The organism is Streptomyces sp. NPDC053069 (assembly GCF_044546895.1).
GTDB lineage: Bacteria > Actinomycetota > Actinomycetes > Streptomycetales > Streptomycetaceae > Streptomyces.
On the sequence record NZ_JBITZN010000010.1, the window covers coordinates 120,465 to 136,613 of the forward strand.

Sequence of the window (16,149 nt, forward strand, 5' to 3'; positions counted from 1 at the left end):
TCCGCACGTCAGCGCCACCGCACAGTCCCCGGAGGAGCCGTCCCATGGCTGAACACCCCGCCTACCCCGTAGGCCTCCGCCTCTCCGGCCGCCGCGTGGTCGTCCTCGGCGGCGGCCAGGTGGCCCAGCGCCGGCTTCCGGCACTGATCGCGGCGGGCGCGGACATCGTCGTCGTGTCCCCCGAGGCGACCCCCTCCGTCGAGGCCATGGCGGACGCGGGCGAGATCACGTGGGAGCGGCGGCCGTACGCCGAAGGCGACCTCGCCGAAGCCTGGTACGCCCTCATCGCCACCAGCGACCCCGAGGCCAACGCGCGGGCGTCCGCCGAAGCGGAGCGCCACCGGGTGTGGTGCGTCCGCTCCGACGACGCCGACCAGGCGACCGCCTGGACCCCCGCGACCGGCCACAGCGAGGGCGTCACCGTCGCCGTCCTCACCACGGACGTGCGTGGCCGCGACCCCCGTCACACCGCCGCCATCCGCGACGCGGTCGTCGAGGGCCTGCGCGACGGCACCCTGGTGGCGCCCCACCACCGCAGCCGCACCCCCGGCGTCGCCCTGGTCGGCGGCGGCCCCGGCGACCCCGATCTGATCACGGTCCGCGGCCGTCGGCTGCTCGCCGAGGCGGACGTCGTCATCGCCGACCGGCTCGGCCCGCGCGACCTGCTGGCCGAACTCCCGCCGCATGTCGAGGTGATCGACGCGGCGAAGATCCCGTACGGCCGATTCATGGCCCAGGAGGCCATCAACAACGCGCTCATCGAGCACGCCAAGCAGGGCAAGGCGGTCGTCCGGCTCAAGGGCGGAGACCCGTACGTCTTCGGCCGGGGCATGGAGGAGCTGCAGGCACTCGCCGAGGCGGGCATCCCCTGCACGGTGGTGCCCGGCATCTCCAGTTCCATCTCGGTCCCGGGCGCGGCCGGCATCCCGGTCACGCACCGCGGGGTCGCCCACGAGTTCACCGTGGTCAGCGGGCACGTGGCCCCCGATGACGAGCGCTCCCTGGTCGACTGGCCGTCCCTCGCCAAGCTGACCGGCACGCTCGTGATCCTCATGGGCGTCGACAAGATCGGGAAGATCGCCGAGACGCTCGTCGCGCACGGCAAGTCCCCGCAGACCCCCGTCGCGCTGGTCCAGGAGGGTACGACGGCCGCGCAGCGACGTGTCGACGCCACGCTCGCCACGGTCGCCGAGACGGTACGCGCCGAGGACGTGAAGCCGCCGGCGGTCGTCGTCATCGGCGAGGTCGTGCGGGTCGGCCCGCAGCCCGCCGCTTGATCACCACCCTTGATCACGCGTAACCCGGGGTAACACAACCCGTTCCGAGCCGTTGGCACCACATCCAGGACAAGGCAGTATCACTCTGTGGCCGATCTCATCACCGTTGAGGATCCCGAGGACCCGCGCCTGCGCGACTACACAGGCCTGACCGATGTCGAGCTGCGCCGCAAGCGCGAGCCCGCCGAGGGTCTGTTCATCGCCGAGGGCGAGAAGGTCATCCGCAGGGCCAAGGAAGCGGGCTACGAGATGCGCTCCATGCTGCTCTCGGCCAAGTGGATCGACGTGATGCGCGACGTCATCGACGAACTCCCCGCCCCGGTCTACGCCGTGAGTCCCGAACTGGCCGAGCAGGTCACCGGGTACCACGTGCACCGCGGCGCGCTCGCCTCCATGCAGCGCAAACCGCTGCCCACGGCCGCCGAGCTGCTCCGGTCGGCCCGCCGGGTCGTGGTCATGGAGTCGGTCAACGACCACACCAACATCGGCGCGATCTTCCGCTCGGCGGCCGCGCTCGGCATGGACGCGGTCCTGCTGTCGCCCGACTGCGCCGACCCGCTGTACCGGCGCAGCGTCAAGGTGTCCATGGGTGCGGTGTTCTCGGTGCCGTACGCCCGTCTGGAGACGTGGCCGAAGGGCCTGGAGTCGGTCCGTGAGGCCGGCTTCACCCTCCTCGCGCTCACCCCCGACGACAAGGCGCGCTCCCTCGACGAGGCCGCTCCGCACACGATGGACCGGGTGGCCCTGATGCTCGGCGCCGAGGGTGACGGACTGTCCACGCAGGCTCTGGTCGCCGCCGACGAATGGGTCCGCATCCCGATGTCCCACGGCGTCGACTCGCTCAACGTGGGCGCGGCCGCGGCGGTCGCCTTCTACGCCGTGGCCACCGGCCGCCCCCGCCCCTGACCTCCCCGCCCCGGCTTCCCCTCCGGGGCCCGGGCTGCGCCCCGGTACGCTGCTCGCTCTCCGCAGCACCGCGTGCCTCTCCGGGTGTGCCCTGGACCCTGTAGCGCCGGTCACCGCCACCTGCGAGGCCCAGGCCCCAAGCCCCCGCCCGTTCGCGAGGCGCTTCTGAGGTCTCGTCAGTTGCCGAAGTCCCGGCTCAGGGTCGGCTCGTGCCGGTCGGACATCGGCGGGTCGGCGTCCGCAGGCCGGTAGTCGGGCTGTGCGTGCCGCTGCTGACGGCCGTCGTCGCCGAGCCCGCGTGCCGGTCCCTGGCAGCCCTGCGCCACCGCGATGCCGAGCGCGACGAGCAGCGTCACCACCACGAACACGAACAGCCGCTGGCGCAGCAGCCGCGGATTGGCCGGCCGCCGTCCGCCCCCCGCCGTACGCTGCGCAGGCCGCCCGGACCCGTTGCGCGGAGCGGGACGGGTCCCGCCGCCCGAGCGTCGGCCGCCGCCGCGCGGCGGCGGGGTCGAGCGGGCCGCACCCGGCCGCGCGGAGGCCCCTGTACCGCCGCCGCGCGTGCCGCTGCCACCCCGCGAGGCCGCACCGTCACGCGCCGGTGCACCGCCCCGGGAGGGGGTGCCGCCGCGCGGCACCGGAGTGCCGGGGGACGTACGCCGCTGGGTGCGCTGCTGCTCGGGGTACGTGTCGACGAGCCGTCCGGTGGTCCGGTCCGTCTCCGCGGCGCGCGGCGCGGGCGGTCGTACGTCGGCCAGGCCCTGTGCCTCACGCGCGGCGATCTCCTTGAGCCGCAGTGACAGCTGCAGCGTGCTGGGCCGCTCCTCGGGGTCCTTCGCCAGGCAGGCCCGGACCAGCGGGGCGAGCGCGTCCGGTACGCCGTGCAGGTGCGGTTCCTCGTGCACCACCCGGTACAGCATCACCTCGGAACTGCCCTGCCCGAAGGGCGAGTCGCCGGTGGAGGCGTAGGCGAGGGTCGCACCCAGGGAGAAGACGTCCGTCGCCGGGGTGACGGCCGCCCCGCGCACCTGCTCGGGCGCGAGGAAGCCGGGGGAGCCGACCGCCGTACCGACGTGCGTGAGCGTGGAGGCGCCGGTGGCCCAGGCGATGCCGAAGTCGATGATCCGCGGCCCCTTCGGGGACAGCAGGATGTTGGAGGGCTTGAGGTCCCGGTGGACGACACCGGCCTCGTGCACGGCGACCAGCCCCTCGGACAGCGCCGCGCCGATCGCCGCGGTGTCGGCGGCGCCGAGCGGGCCCTCGTCGGCGACCTTGTCGTGCAGGGAGGGGCCGGGGACGTACTGCGTGGCGAACCAGGGCCGCTCCGCCTCCAGGTCCGCGGCGACCAACCGGGCCGTGCAGCCGCCCCTGATCCGCCGGGCCGCCGAGACCTCACGGGCGAACCGCGACCGGAATTCCTGGTCCTCCGCGAGATCGGGTCGGATCACCTTCAGGGCGACCCGCTGCCCCTTCTTGTCGGAGCCGAGGTAGACCACACCCATCCCGCCCGCGCCGAGCCGTCGGTGAAGCCTGAACGAGCCGACGACGCGCGGGTCCTCGCGCCTCAGGCGCATCATCGCCATGTTCATCCCCGCTGCCCGGTCCCTGTGACGTGGCACAGCTTACGTTTCCACGGCCGCCTGCGCGCAGAGGCCGCGCCCTCCGGGGCCGACGGATTGTGCCGTACGCCGGTACGTGGTGATGTGCGGTCAGGAACTCGGCGGACGCGGGTGCATTGAGTCATCCGTTCCGTCAACCGATCTTGAACACAAGGGCGTTGAGGGTGAGTGGGAGCAGGTGGTACCGGTTCATGTCCTCACCCGGCGCACATCCGGTACTGACACGAGGCCCGCCCAGGGCACGGAACACGACCTGGACACACCCCACCGCCACCGCCCCGTCGGAGTGATCGAAGTCACTCCTTTCGGCCCGCTGGACGCTTCCGACATGACCGGACACACCGGGCGCCCCCTCCGGGAAGACCCCTAGACCCGGAGAGGCATCTCCACCCAGGGGAGTAGATCCCAGGTCATGGCTCATCCTCCGGGAGGCCCGGCAATCGGTACGAGGGCATGACGCCCGGCACCCGCCCCACGCCTAGATTTGAGGTCAAGCGGCGGGTGCAGCACTCGTCCCCCGAGGTCAGACACCCGCCGCTGCCGACCACAAGAGACACGGTCAGGAGAGGGACCATGGCCCACACGGCACCGCGACGCCCGGCGTTCGCACCACGCCGGACAGGCCGCCGTCACCCCTTGGTGGCGACGCTCATGGCCCTTCCCCTGGCGGCCCTGCTCCTGCTCGTCTTCGACGGCTGGGAGACGGTGGCCACACAGGCGTCGTCCGTGGGTGCGATGCTGGGGCGCTGAGCGGCGACCTCAGGCCCGGAAGAGCGGTCCGGGCGGGGACATCCATCCAGGAAACCCCGTGGGGACGGGGGTGCGGCGGACGGCAGAATGCCGGCGCAGCTGGGGAGCTGCGCCGGCATTGCTTTCTCCTGCCGGGCAGTGGCTGCGTGCCTGTCTCAGCTGCGGGCGATTATGCCGCGAGGCCGGTGTCCATCCGGCAGTGGGCCACATGTCTGCCCTGGCCGCGGGCGGTCGTGCCCCCAGTGTCTCAGGGGTCTGAGCGGTACCCCCGGGGTCGGCACGGGTGGGCGATGGGGGGTGTCGCCCCCGCGAGCGAAGTCGAGCGTGGGGAAGGTGCACCACCCCGCCGGCGCGGGCGAGCGACGCGACCCCCGCCGACACCGGGCGCCAAGGAAAGCTCGCCCCTGGCAGCAATTCCCGGCCCAGCACCGCGTACCCGTGAAACACCGCACCCCCATCCGCGTACGCTCGACCGGATACCCCGACCACCGAGGCCCCCGTTGACCCTCCTCCCCGCTCTCACCGCACAGGCCAGAGCCGCCGCCCACCCGCCCGCCGGCGGAGCCCCCTGCACCTGCGGCGAACCGACCGCCCCTCTGGCCGACCGCCCCGACGCCACCGTCGTACGGCACGCCGACACCGTCGCGAAGGCCCACGCCCCCGGTACCGACCCGGCCGCGCTGACCCTCCGCCTGGCCGTTGCCGCCCGCCTCCCGGACGTCCTCCTGCCCCCGCTCACCCCGGCCCCCACCCCTCTGCAGGAGCGTTTGGTCACCTTCTGGCCGTACGGCGCCCCCGTGGACCCCGACGACCCGGACGCGGCCCCCTGGGAGGCCACCGCCACCCTCCTCGCTCGCCTGCACCGGACCGCCCCGCCCGACGGCCTGCCCCCGATGCGCGGCCCCGCCAAAGCAGCCCGCGCCATCGCCCGGCTCCACACGGCCCTGCGCGCCACACCCCGGGCCGAACCGCATTCCGAGCCGTACCCCGAACCCTCTTCCGTCCCCCCGGCCGAAGCCCCTGCCGGGCCGCAGGCCGCACCCTCTTCCGTCTCCCCGGCCGAAGCCCATGTCGAGCCCTGGGCGGAACCTCGTCCCGAGCCGCAGGCCGGAGCCCATGCCGGGCGGCAGGCTGAACCCCCTTCGGGCTCCCGGGCGGGACTTCGTGCCGGGCCGCAGGCTGAACCCCCTTCGGGCTCCCGGGCCGGACTTCGTGCCGGGCCGCAGGCCGAAGCCCAAGCCGGGCCGCACGCCGAACCGCCTTCCGGCCCTCACGCCGAACCCCCTTCCGAGCCCCCCGGCGAACCCCATGCCGAGCTGCACCTGGCAGCCCGCCCCGTCCTCGCCGCATGGGCCGCTCTCCCCGCCTGGGCCCGCGGCGAGGCGCCCATGCCGGGGACACCCGCCCTCTGCCACGGGGACCTGCACCTCGGCCAGCTCGTCCGCCACCCGGCGCCGGACGGTCCCTGGCGGCTGATCGACGTCGACGACCTGGGGACCGGCGTCCCCGCCTGGGACCTCGCGCGCCCGGCCGCCTGGTACGCCTGCGGGCTCCTCCCACCCGACACATGGACCCGTTTCCTCGGCGCGTACCAGCGCGCAGGCGGTCCCGCCGTACCCCCGGCCGGCGACCCCTGGCCCGCCCTGGACGTCCCGGCCCGGGCGCTGACCGTGCAGACGGCCGCCCTCGCCCTCGCCAAGGCGCTCACGGCCGGCCGTCCGCTGGACGAGGTGGAACAGGCCGTCGTCGACGCATGTGCCCGAATGGCCCCGATTCCGCACCCGTTGGCCTCCACGCACACGAACAGAGACACGGACTAGGCTGCAACCGACCAGGGCTGGACGGAGTCTGTCCTGGGGAAACACGAAGCAGGACCGACCGGCGAGGAGTTGAGCCGACCATGCACTGTCCGAAGTGCCACGCCCCGATGAACACCTACAACCGCAGCGGCGTCCAGATCGAGCAGTGCAGCGGCTGCCGGGGCATCTTCCTGGACTACGGCGAGCTGGAGGCGCTGACCCAGCTGGAGTCCCAGTGGTCCAAGCCCGTCCCGCCGGCCCCGCCCGCCGCCCCGCAGGCCTACCCGGCCCCGCCCGCCCCCGCCTGGGGCGCCCCGCACGGCGGTCACCACGGCGGCCACGGGCATCACGGCCACCATGGTCACCACGGTCACAAGAGCTGGGCCCACATGCTCTTCTCCAGCTGATCCGGGACACGAAGAAGCCCCCGGCCGTACGAAACGGCCGGGGGCTTCTTGCTGTGTGGACGATACTGGGATTGAACCAGTGACCTCTTCCGTGTCAGGGAAGCGCTCTCCCGCTGAGCTAATCGTCCGCAGGCCGTGACCCGAGGGTCACAGTCAGTGCGCGATACTGGGATTGAACCAGTGACCTCTTCCGTGTCAGGGAAGCGCTCTCCCGCTGAGCTAATCGCGCGGGTGGGGATCTTCGAGAAGACCCGTGGATCTTGCGAGAAGATCCAGTGGACGATACTGGGATTGAACCAGTGACCTCTTCCGTGTCAGGGAAGCGCTCTCCCGCTGAGCTAATCGTCCTTGGAGGTGGAGACGGGATTTGAACCCGTGTAGACGGCTTTGCAGGCCGTTGCCTCGCCTCTCGGCCACTCCACCAGGAGTGTAGGGGATCGGGATGACCCCTTCTTCCTTCGAGCGGACGACGAGGCTCGAACTCGCGACCTCAACCTTGGCAAGGTTGCGCTCTACCAACTGAGCTACGTCCGCTTGTCGTTTCGGTCCGCTTTCGCGTCCCGGCGACGTGTTGAACTCTAGCGGATTCCCGGGCCAGTACAAAAACGCGTTTGCGCAGCGTGCTGCGGTGCCCCCGGCGGACGACGTGGTCAGGGCCCCCTCGGGGTCGTCCCGGAGCCACCTCTCGGACACCCGCCCTAGACTCGACCACGTGCTCCACCACCCTTCCCGGCTCCCTGCTCTGGCCCGCTTCGGCGACCGCGTCGCCACCGGCCTCCTCGACGTCACCAGTGATCCCGCCGCCCTGGACTCCGCGGGGTTCTGGGCCGTCTGCGCGGACTTCGAGGGCCGGCTGACCTGCGCCCGCTTCGCGGACGTACGCGAGGAGCCGGTACCCGCGCCGGCGCCGGGCGGCTGGCGGGGCCCCGCGGTGGGTGACTGGACCTCCTCCCTGGACCGGGCCGCGTACACGACGGCCGTCCGCCGGATACGCGAGCACATCGCGGCCGGCGAGGTCTACCAGGCCAACCTCTGCCGGGTGCTCAGCGCGCCGGTCCCCCCGGACGCCGACGTGGACGCCCTGACCGCCCTGCTGGCCCGCGGCAACCCGGCACCGTACGCCGGGACCATCCGGCTGCCGCAGCACGGCGTGGAGATCGCCACCGCCTCGCCCGAGCTGTTCCTGCGCCGGGACGGGCGTGTCGTGGAGTCGGGACCCATCAAGGGCACCGGCCGCACGGAGGCGGACCTCCTGGAGAAGGACTACGCCGAGAACGTGATGATCGTGGACCTGGTCCGCAACGACATCGGGCGTGTCTGCGCGACCGGGAGCGTGACCGTCCCGGACCTGTGTGCCGTGGAGAAACACCCGGGCCTGGTCCACCTGGTCTCCACGGTCCGCGGCGAGCTGCGGGACGGGGCAGGGTGGCCGCACCTCCTCACGGCCGCCTTCCCGCCCGGCTCGGTGACCGGTGCGCCCAAGTCGAGCGCCCTGCGGATCATCGAGGCCCTGGAGACCGCCCCGCGCGGCCCGTACTGCGGCGGCATCGGCTGGGTCGACGCAGACCGGGGCACGGGCGAGCTCGCCGTGGGCATCCGCACCTTCTGGATCGACCGGCCCGACGGCGCTGCGGCGGTGCTGCGCTTCGGCACCGGCGCCGGCATCACCTGGGGGTCCGACCCCGAGGGGGAATGGCACGAGACCGAGCTCAAGGCGTCCCGGCTGCTCGCGGTAGCGTCGGGAACGTACGCGGCAAGTGGAGGGGTGTACTCATGAGGATCTGGCTGGACGGCGGACTGCGTGACCTGGAGTCCGCCCGTGTCTCCGTCTTCGACCACGGGCTGACCGTCGGCGACGGCATCTTCGAGACGGTGAAGGCGGTCCACGGCAGGCCCTTCGCCCTCACCCGGCACCTGGACCGGCTGAGCCGCTCGGCCCGGGGCCTCGGCCTGCCCGAGCCCGACCACGACGAGGTCCGGGAGGCCTGCGCGGCCGTCCTGGAGGCGAATCCGATGCCGCTCGGCCGGCTGCGGATCACCTACACCGGCGGTCACGGCCCGCTCGGCTCCGACCGCGGCGAGCACGGCCCGACCCTCGTGGTCGCCCTCGGCGAGACCACCCGCCGCCCGGACACCACCGCCGTGATCACCGTCCCGTGGACCCGTAACGAGCGCGGAGCGCTGACCGGCCTGAAGACCACCTCGTACGCCGAGAACGTCGTCGCCCTCGCCCGCGCCCATGAACGCGGCGCGTCGGAGGCCCTGTTCGGGAACACGGTCGGACAGCTCTGCGAGGGCACCGGGTCGAACGTCTTCGTCGTCCTGGACGGCCAGATCCACACCCCTCCGGTCGCCTCCGGCTGCCTCCCCGGCATCACCCGCGCGCTGGCCGTCGAATGGACCGGCGCCAAGGAGACCGATCTGCCGCTGGACGTGCTGGAGCGCGCGGACGAGGTCTTCCTCACCTCGACCCTGCGGGACGTCCAGGCCGTGCACCGGATCGACGACCGCGAGCTGCCCGGCACCCCCGGCCCGGTGACCGCCAAGGCCATGCGGATCTTCGACGAGCGGTCCGGACAGGACCTGGACCCCTGAGCGGGCCCGAGCCGGGCCCCGGGCGGGGCCGAAAACGGGCTGACTTGGTGGTCGGTCACGGGTAGAACACCTGTGATGACCACGACCCTGCGGCCGGTCGAGCCGCTCCAGCACAACGCCGACGGCACCCGTTCCCGCCGCTACCAGGTGTGCGTGAACAGCCGTCCCGTCGGCGACATACACCTCGGCACCTCGCCGTCCTTCGGTGATGCGGTGGCGCGCGTCATCGACCTGCGGATCGCCGAACCCGACCGGCGGCGCGGGCGGGGCACCGTGGCTGCGCTCGCCGCGGAGGAGGTGGCGCGCGGCTGGGGCTGCACGCAGATCGAGACGTCCGTCCCCGCCTCGGCCGAGACGGCCCTGCGGTTGTTCGGCGCCCTCGGCTACACCCTGCGCAACCGCCGCATGGAAAAGCGCCTCGCCACCAGGCCGCCCGAGCTGCCACCGGGCAGCAGCGCGCGGCGCATGACGGAGTCCGAGTACGACGCGTGGTACGCGTACGAGAGCGAGCAGTACGCGCGCCAGTGGATCGAGCGCGGCGTCCCCGAAGCCACGGCCCGTGCCAAGGCCCGCAGGGACCATGAGGGATTGCTGCCGCACGGGCTCACGACCGACGGCATGCTCTTCAGCGTCCTGGAGCACGAAGGCGCCCGTGTCGGCACGCTCTGGCTGGCCCTGCGGCACGACAGGGCGTACGTGTTCGACGTGAGGGCGGACGAGGCCCACCGCGGCCAGGGGCACGGCCGCACACTCATGCTGCTGGCGGAGCGCCAGGCCATCGAGGCCGGCCGACCGGTCCTCGGCCTCAATGTGCACGCGGGCAACGTCCCGGCCGAGCGGCTGTACGAGTCACTCGGCTACGAGACGACGTTCCACACCCTCGCCAAGCCCCTGCTGTAGGCGGTGCCCCTGCTGCATGGGGTGCCCCTGCTGCAGGCGGTCCGGGAAATCCGGCTGTACGGCTCAGGCCTCCTGCTCGCCCAGCAGCCGGTCGGCGATCCTCTCGATGCGCTCGCGCAGTCCCTGCTGGCTCTTGCCGCCGTCGAGGCGTTCGCCGCCGATGACATACGTCGGGGTGCCGGTCACACCGATCGCCTTGCCCTCGGCCTGGTCGGCGTCCACGATCAGGATGTGCCGGCCGTCGATCAACGCGGTGTCGAACTCCTCGGCGTCGAGCCCGAGTTCACGGGCCACCTCGACCAGGAAGGGTTCTCCCTGACGGTCCAGCTCCTCGACCCGCTGCAGCACGGCCTCCACGTACGGCCAGCCCTTGCCCTGCTCCAGTGCTTCCTCGGCGGCCTGCGCGGCGGCGAAGGCGTGCTTGTGCTTCTCCAGCGGGAAGTGCCGCAGCCGCAGCTCCAGCCGGTCGCCGTAGCGGGCGCGCAGGGCGCGGACGTCGTCCAGGGCGGTACGGCAGTCGGGGCACTGCAGTTCGCACCAGACGTCGAGAACGAGGGCGTCGGTGCGTGCGGGGGAGGAGTCGCTCATGCCGACCAGTCTTCCAGGCCGGACGCGGGTGACCCAATCGGGACGGTACGGCTGCCGTGCCCGGGCCACGGCGGCACGGCACCGGACCGGCACTCCAGTAGGAGGTGACCCGGAGATGTCCCTGATGTGCCGCGGGAGCGTGGCATCGCCAGGACGAGGCGGTGCAGGATGGAGGGGACGGAGGCGGTGCGCCGTGCCGCGTCCGCGCACTGCGCGCCTTCCACCCGACCGAGCCGCCAGGAGGACCGGATGATTGCCGAGACAGTCTGCTCCGCCGTGTCCGCGGCGGGCCTGGGCATAGCGGTGGTCACGGCCTACCGCAGGCGTTTCCTCACAGCGGCCCGCATCGCGGCCTACTCGCTGGTGCCGGTCGGCCTGGTGATGACCGGAGTGGTGGGCTGGCTCGCCGACACCGCCTTCAGCCCCACCGCCTGGGCCGGCTTCGGCGTGCTGGGCGCGGCCTGGCTCCTGGTCGCGGGCACCCGGGCGGTCGAACGCCGGCGCGGCGGCACCCGCGCCCAGCGCAGAGCGGCCCGCGGTGACCAGGCCGAGGCCGTGGCCCCGGGGGCGTCCGCACCCTCCCTGGGCGCGGGCACCCGGCCCGCGACCGGATCCGCCACCGCCCCGCGCGCCACCGGCTCCGCCGACGACTTCAGCGACATCGAGGCCATCCTCAAGAAGCACGGCATATGACGGCAGGACGCCGCCGCGGGGGTGTCACGGCCCCGCAGGCGCCTTCGGGCTGAAACGACACAGAGTGTCGCGCGGGGGTCCGGAACCGTTCACAAGCCGAATCAAGTCGGACGAGACGGTGCGGAATGCGGTAACTCCCGCATATCGCGAGCGTGTTGATCGCGTTCGGGGTCTCTTCTGCGCCATCATCGGCCGCGAGATGCTGGACACAGAGAGCGAGGCCGCGCCGCCGAAGGACGAGCCGCGCGGGTGCCTCTTCGCCCTATCCCAGCCACCGCTGATGATCTTCCTTGCGGTGATCGGGTGTCTGCTCCTCATGGCTGCGCTGCACGACCTGCTGTTGCTGTGAGCCGTACACGTCGGTCCCGGCGCCACCCGCCGGGACCGATGTCGCCCCGACCTCGGCGTCGAGTCGCCGCGCGATTCGGCCGACGGCCGTGCGACTCCCCGGGGACGCGGACCCGCCCGGCACACAGCCAGGCGGCCCTACGGCTCGCCGCCGGGCGATGGTCAGCCCGTCGCTTCCTTCCGGCGGGCCCGATACGCGGCCACGTGCAGCCGGTTCCCGCAGGTGCGGCTGTCGCAGTAGCGGCGGGATCGGTTGCGGGAGAGGTCGACGAAGGCGCGCCGGCAGTCCGGTGCCTCGCAGCGCCGCAGCCGTTCCTGCTCCCCGGCCACCACGAAGAAGGCGAGTGCCATTCCGCAGTCGGCGGCGAGATGGTCGGCCACGGACGCGCCGGGCGCGAAGTAGTGCACATGCCAGTCGTAGCCGTCATGGTCGGTCAGGCGCGGGGTGGTGCCCGCGGCGGCGACCAGCTCGTTGATCAGCCCGGCGGCGGAGCGGGCGTCCGGCGCGGCGAAGATCGCCGCAAAGCGACCCCGGATCCTGCGCACCGCGGAGAGATCGAACTCCGACAGCACGCCCACATCGCTGATCTCGTGGTTTCGTACGAAATCCGCGAGTGCCGGGACATCGGGCAGTCCGTCGGCCGCCGCGTCGTCCTCCGGCGCGGTGTTCACCAGATCGACCACGGTGTCGAGGGCGCACCGGGTGTCGTGGGTGATCAGCACGTTTCGCTCCCTGGCCTGGGGGGGTCGGGCGGACGCCCGCCGATGCTGGCCGATGGTAGCGACAACCCCGCCCGCCGCACCGTCCGCAGCCCGACTCGCTTGCCGGTAGAACGCCGCCGTGCCGCCGACGGTTCCCGCAGCGCGCGGACGCGCACAAGCCGACGCCGCCCCGTGAGCGCTCACGGTGACGGCGCCGGCCTGTGCCGTATGCGGTTGTCTTGGCCCGAGCCGTCTCCCCGAGTGGACGGCGCCGGGCTGCTTTCGGAGGCCGCGACCTAGCTCTCCGCCAGGATGTGCGAGAGCTCCTGATCCAGATCGAAGTGCCGGTGTTCCGTGCCGGGCGGCACGGCGGCGTCGGTTCGCTTCAGGAAGGACTCCAGGGCCCGTGCCGGGGCCTCGAGCAGGGCCTCTCCTTCCGGGGAGCTCAGGGCGATGCACACGACGCCCTGACCATGGCTGCGCGACGGCCAGACACGGACGTCGCCGGTGCCGGTGGGCCGGTGGAGCCCCTCGGCGAGGAGGTCGCGGGCGAACACCCACTCGACGGTCTCCTCGGCTCCGGTGTGGAAGGTGGCGTGCACGGCGTAGGGGTCGGCCGTGTCGTACCGCAGGCCTGCGGGGACAGGCAGGGAGGACTCGCTCGACACAACGAGGCGCAGGTGCAGCTCGCAGCTGACCGTGGTGTTCATAAGCGCCAGGGCCTTTCGCTCAGTGTGCGCTCGGGGATTCGCACGTCGGCGAAATCGACATGCCACCTACGATGCCGTTGTAAACCCCTCTGAGGGTTTTGCGTGTCTTTACGTAACTCTTCCGGCCGAGAACTCGTACGAGACCTACGTCCATTCCAGTGACTGGATTCACTCGGGTAGGGTTTGTCCGTATGAATACGGGGAGTGACGAACCGGGCGAGGTCGCCGTGGCGGCGGACAAGGCGAAGGCGGACCGGAAGGAAGCCGGGCAGGAAGCCGCGCGCGGGGACGGCGGCGGGCTCGGCTCCCGTGCGCCGGAATTCGTCAAGGCGCGCCGGCTGCTGCATCTGAGCTGGCAGGTCGGCGTCTTCGTGGTCGGCCTCGCGGTCGTCGCCGCCGGCATCGTCATGCTGCCGCTGCCGGGACCCGGCTGGGTGGTGATCTTCGGCGGCCTGGCGATCTGGGCGACCGAGTTCGTCTGGGCGCAGCTCGTGCTCCGCTGGACCAAACGCAAGGTCACCGAGGCCGCCCAGCGGGCCCTCGACCCCGAGGTGCGCCGGCGCAACATCACGCTGACCGTGATCGGGCTGGTGATCGTGGCCGCGCTGGTGGGGATCTACGTGTGGAAGTTCGGCCTCGTCATGCCGTGGAAGATCAAGGAACAGTGATCCGGCTCCGCCGCCAGGCCGTCCGTCGCCCCGGCCCCTGGTCGGAAGCACCCCCTGACATGGGGTAATGTTCTTCCTGCGCCCGGGCGATTAGCTCAGTGGGAGAGCGCTTCGTTCACACCGAAGAGGTCACTGGTTCGAACCCAGTATCGCCCACCCGGACCGACGGCCCACCTGCAGAACAGCAGGTGGGCCGTCGGCGTATGCGCAGGCGTCGGCATGGAGGGGGCGCGACGGGCGAGGCGGGACGCGGCGCGGGCGTGGAGTGCCCTGACGCCCGCGTCAACGCTGCCCGCTGGCCTGGGAGCCCTTCCCTCCCGCTCGCATGTGTGGCACCGGCGGGGGGTTCCGAGGAGGCGGCTCACGCCGGAGAACGGCCTGAGCGAGGCGGCTCGTCGCCGGAGAGGGGCCGCGCGCAGGCACGTTTTGCCGAAGCGGCAACAAGTCTCGTGCGCAGTGGACCCGCCGCAAGAACATTTTCACAGAGGCGGCGCCTACCGAGCCTCCTCCCGCCGAGCGAGCCTCCGAGCAGTCCCCCTGGGCCGCGTCAGCCCCCGGGCCACCCCAGGCCCACCGGGACCCGGCGCCGCGCCACCCTCCGCCCCTCAGCCGCCCGCCTCCCAGCATGCGCACGCCCACCATCCGCACGCTCTCCACCCATCCAACCCCAGGAGCCGCCATGCCCCGCCCACTGCCTACCGGCCCTCTGCCTGCCGGTCCCGTGCCCGCTGGTTCGCCGCCCACCGGCCGTATGGCCCCTGGACCCCTGCCCACCAGCGCGTTGCCCACCCACCACCTGATTCCCTCACCGGCCGGTCGTCTCCACCTGGTCGAGCAGGGCCGTGGCCCTCTCGTGTTGCTGGTGCACGGGTTCCCGGAGTCCTGGTACTCCTGGCGGCACCAGTTGCCGGCCCTGGCCGCCGCCGGTTACCGCGCCGTGGCCGTCGACGTCCGGGGCTACGGCCGTTCCTCCAGGCCGGCGGCCGTGGACGCGTACCGGATGCTCGACCTGGTCGCGGACAACGTCGCCGTGGTGGAGGCGCTGGGGGAGGAGTCCGCGGTCGTCGTCGGCCACGACTGGGGCGCCACGATCGCCGCCACCTCCGCCTTGACCAGGCCCGACGTGTTCCGCGCCGTGGCGCTGCTGGGCGTGCCGTACAGTCCGCCCGGCGGCCCACGGCCCAGCGACGTCTTCGCGCGCATGGGCGGTGACGAGGAAGAGTTCTACGTCGGGTACTTCCAGCAGCCGGGCCGGGCCGAGGCGGAGATCGAGCCCGATGTGCGCGGCTGGCTGGCGGGCTTCTACGCCGCCCTGTCCGCGGACACCATGCCCGCCCCGGCCGCCCCCGACCCGCACTTCGTGAGCCGAGGCGGGACCCTGCGCGAACGCTTCCCCACCGGCCCGCTGCCGGCCTGGCTGGGCGAGGGGGACCTCGACTTCCTGGCCGGGGAGTTCGAAAGGACCGGTATGACCGGGGCGCTGAACCGTTACCGGAACATGGACCGGGACTGGGCGGACCTGTCCGACCAGCAGGGCGCCCCGATCACGCGGCCGTCGCTGTTCATCGGTGGCGGTGCGGACGCCTCGCTCGTCTGGCTGGCCGACGCGGTCGAGGCGTACCCCGAGACCCTGCCCGGCCTGCTCGGCTCGCACATCCTCGACGGCTGCGGGCACTTCGTCCAGCAGGAACGTCCGCAGGAGACGAACCGGATCCTCATCGACTGGCTCGCAACCCTCCCCGACCACGGAAGTATCCGAAGATCAAGGTGAAGACGGACTTCCAGACGTACGTGTCCTTCCGGCGGAAGTCCCCCGGACGTTTTCCAAAATGCCGTCACCTTTCTCCGGAAGTACGACAAGCAAGGAATTCTCCTCGACCTCAAGTCCCGAGTGCGGCCCGGTAATCTGACCCTGAATCACTTCCGGGACGGCGTGACGAAGGTCGGCGAGGTCGACGGAAAGCAGCTCGGAATTCCCGTCGGTTCCCACACCATGGCGCTCGTCATCGACAAAAGGTGTTCCGGAAGGCCGACGTCGAGCCGTACCCCGGATGGACCTGGGGCGGTGGACCGACGGCTGCAACCGCGTCAGGGCCGGCATCGTCACCGACCCGGAGGTCGTCGCCCAGGACGACCCCAAGTTCCCCCGTAGCGGGCGAGCCGGGGAGAAGGGGGAGCGCCGTCGCA

14 protein-coding genes, 6 tRNA genes and 2 pseudogenes are annotated in these 16,149 nt (G+C 72.3%); 13 read left to right on the forward strand and 9 right to left on the reverse strand.

Annotated elements, in window-relative coordinates; translation table 11 throughout:
• The first annotated feature begins 44 nt into the window (after positions 1 to 44).
• Positions 45 to 1,277: a uroporphyrinogen-III C-methyltransferase gene (gene cobA, locus ACIGXP_RS23780; protein ID WP_363215930.1), complete on the forward strand. Its 1,233-nt coding sequence runs from the start codon at positions 45 to 47 to the stop codon at positions 1,275 to 1,277.
• A gap of 87 nt (positions 1,278 to 1,364) precedes the next feature.
• Positions 1,365 to 2,183, forward strand: a complete 819-nt coding sequence (locus ACIGXP_RS23785) for a TrmH family RNA methyltransferase (protein WP_399771275.1) — start codon at positions 1,365 to 1,367, stop codon at positions 2,181 to 2,183.
• Positions 2,184 to 2,359: 176 nt separating this feature from the next.
• Here the strand turns inward: ACIGXP_RS23785 and ACIGXP_RS23790 are convergent, their stop codons facing one another.
• Positions 2,360 to 3,772, reverse strand: coding sequence for a serine/threonine-protein kinase (locus ACIGXP_RS23790; RefSeq protein ID WP_399771278.1), 1,413 nt, complete (start codon positions 3,770 to 3,772; stop codon positions 2,360 to 2,362).
• Positions 3,773 to 5,877: 2,105 nt separating this feature from the next.
• On the opposite strand from ACIGXP_RS23790, the pseudogene ACIGXP_RS23795 reads away from it, so the two are divergent.
• A pseudogene (locus tag ACIGXP_RS23795) lies at positions 5,878 to 6,372 on the forward strand (phosphotransferase family protein); the annotation flags it as partial.
• Positions 6,373 to 6,452: 80 nt separating this feature from the next.
• Entirely contained in the window at positions 6,453 to 6,758 is a 306-nt protein-coding gene (locus ACIGXP_RS23800; RefSeq protein ID WP_363220731.1) for a zf-TFIIB domain-containing protein, read from the forward strand.
• Positions 6,759 to 6,814: 56 nt separating this feature from the next.
• On the opposite strand, the gene ACIGXP_RS23805 is transcribed toward ACIGXP_RS23800, so the two are convergent.
• From ACIGXP_RS23805 to ACIGXP_RS23825, 5 genes are all read right to left on the reverse strand, one after another.
• A tRNA-Val gene (locus tag ACIGXP_RS23805) sits at positions 6,815 to 6,886 on the reverse strand.
• 29 nt (positions 6,887 to 6,915) lie between these two features.
• A tRNA-Val gene (locus ACIGXP_RS23810) sits at positions 6,916 to 6,987 on the reverse strand.
• Between the two features lie 47 nt (positions 6,988 to 7,034).
• Positions 7,035 to 7,106: transfer RNA gene (locus ACIGXP_RS23815), tRNA-Val, on the reverse strand.
• A 1-nt stretch (position 7,107) separates the two neighbouring features.
• Positions 7,108 to 7,181 (reverse strand) — tRNA-Cys (locus tag ACIGXP_RS23820).
• Positions 7,182 to 7,219: 38 nt separating this feature from the next.
• A tRNA-Gly gene (locus ACIGXP_RS23825) sits at positions 7,220 to 7,292 on the reverse strand.
• Between the two features lie 178 nt (positions 7,293 to 7,470).
• Here ACIGXP_RS23825 and ACIGXP_RS23830 point away from each other — a divergent pair.
• The 3 genes from ACIGXP_RS23830 (at position 7,471) to ACIGXP_RS23840 (ending at position 10,253) form a co-directional block, all read left to right on the forward strand.
• Positions 7,471 to 8,535, forward strand: a complete 1,065-nt coding sequence (locus ACIGXP_RS23830; protein WP_399771281.1) for a chorismate-binding protein — start codon at positions 7,471 to 7,473, stop codon at positions 8,533 to 8,535.
• Complete coding sequence (locus ACIGXP_RS23835; RefSeq protein WP_399771283.1) at positions 8,532 to 9,353, forward strand: aminotransferase class IV; 822 nt, start codon at positions 8,532 to 8,534, stop codon at positions 9,351 to 9,353. The genes ACIGXP_RS23830 and ACIGXP_RS23835 overlap by 4 nt, the downstream gene beginning before the upstream one ends.
• Positions 9,354 to 9,428: 75 nt before the next feature.
• Positions 9,429 to 10,253, forward strand: a complete 825-nt coding sequence (locus ACIGXP_RS23840; RefSeq protein ID WP_399771285.1) for a GNAT family N-acetyltransferase — start codon at positions 9,429 to 9,431, stop codon at positions 10,251 to 10,253.
• Positions 10,254 to 10,316: 63 nt separating this feature from the next.
• Here the strand turns inward: ACIGXP_RS23840 and ACIGXP_RS23845 are convergent, their stop codons facing one another.
• Positions 10,317 to 10,841 (reverse strand): DsbA family protein, encoded by a 525-nt coding sequence (locus ACIGXP_RS23845; protein WP_363220375.1) that lies wholly within the window; start codon positions 10,839 to 10,841, stop codon positions 10,317 to 10,319.
• 249 nt (positions 10,842 to 11,090) lie between these two features.
• On the opposite strand from ACIGXP_RS23845, the gene ACIGXP_RS23850 reads away from it, so the two are divergent.
• Entirely contained in the window at positions 11,091 to 11,534 is a 444-nt protein-coding gene (locus ACIGXP_RS23850; RefSeq protein WP_399771288.1) for a hypothetical protein, read from the forward strand.
• 199 nt (positions 11,535 to 11,733) lie between these two features.
• Positions 11,734 to 11,883, forward strand: coding sequence for a hypothetical protein (locus ACIGXP_RS23855; protein WP_023552049.1), 150 nt, complete (start codon positions 11,734 to 11,736; stop codon positions 11,881 to 11,883).
• A gap of 161 nt (positions 11,884 to 12,044) precedes the next feature.
• Here ACIGXP_RS23855 and ACIGXP_RS23860 read toward each other — a convergent pair whose 3' ends face one another.
• Both ACIGXP_RS23860 and ACIGXP_RS23865 read right to left on the reverse strand, forming a co-directional pair.
• Positions 12,045 to 12,605: a CGNR zinc finger domain-containing protein gene (locus ACIGXP_RS23860; RefSeq protein ID WP_351211679.1), complete on the reverse strand. Its 561-nt coding sequence runs from the start codon at positions 12,603 to 12,605 to the stop codon at positions 12,045 to 12,047.
• 275 nt (positions 12,606 to 12,880) lie between these two features.
• Entirely contained in the window at positions 12,881 to 13,294 is a 414-nt protein-coding gene (locus ACIGXP_RS23865; protein ID WP_004002642.1) for an SsgA family sporulation/cell division regulator, read from the reverse strand.
• A gap of 191 nt (positions 13,295 to 13,485) precedes the next feature.
• Here ACIGXP_RS23865 and ACIGXP_RS23870 point away from each other — a divergent pair, with 191 nt between their 5' ends.
• From ACIGXP_RS23870 to ACIGXP_RS23885, 4 genes and pseudogenes are all read left to right on the forward strand, one after another.
• Positions 13,486 to 13,962, forward strand: a complete 477-nt coding sequence (locus ACIGXP_RS23870) for a TIGR02611 family protein (RefSeq protein ID WP_399771291.1) — start codon at positions 13,486 to 13,488, stop codon at positions 13,960 to 13,962.
• A gap of 84 nt (positions 13,963 to 14,046) precedes the next feature.
• Positions 14,047 to 14,118 (forward strand) — tRNA-Val (locus ACIGXP_RS23875).
• Between the two features lie 595 nt (positions 14,119 to 14,713).
• Complete coding sequence (locus tag ACIGXP_RS23880; RefSeq protein WP_399771295.1) at positions 14,714 to 15,733, forward strand: alpha/beta hydrolase; 1,020 nt, start codon at positions 14,714 to 14,716, stop codon at positions 15,731 to 15,733.
• Positions 15,709 to 16,023, forward strand: a pseudogene (locus ACIGXP_RS23885) (ABC transporter substrate-binding protein); the annotation flags it as partial. The gene ACIGXP_RS23880 and the pseudogene ACIGXP_RS23885, both read left to right, overlap by 25 nt.
• Positions 16,024 to 16,149 lie beyond the last annotated feature (126 nt).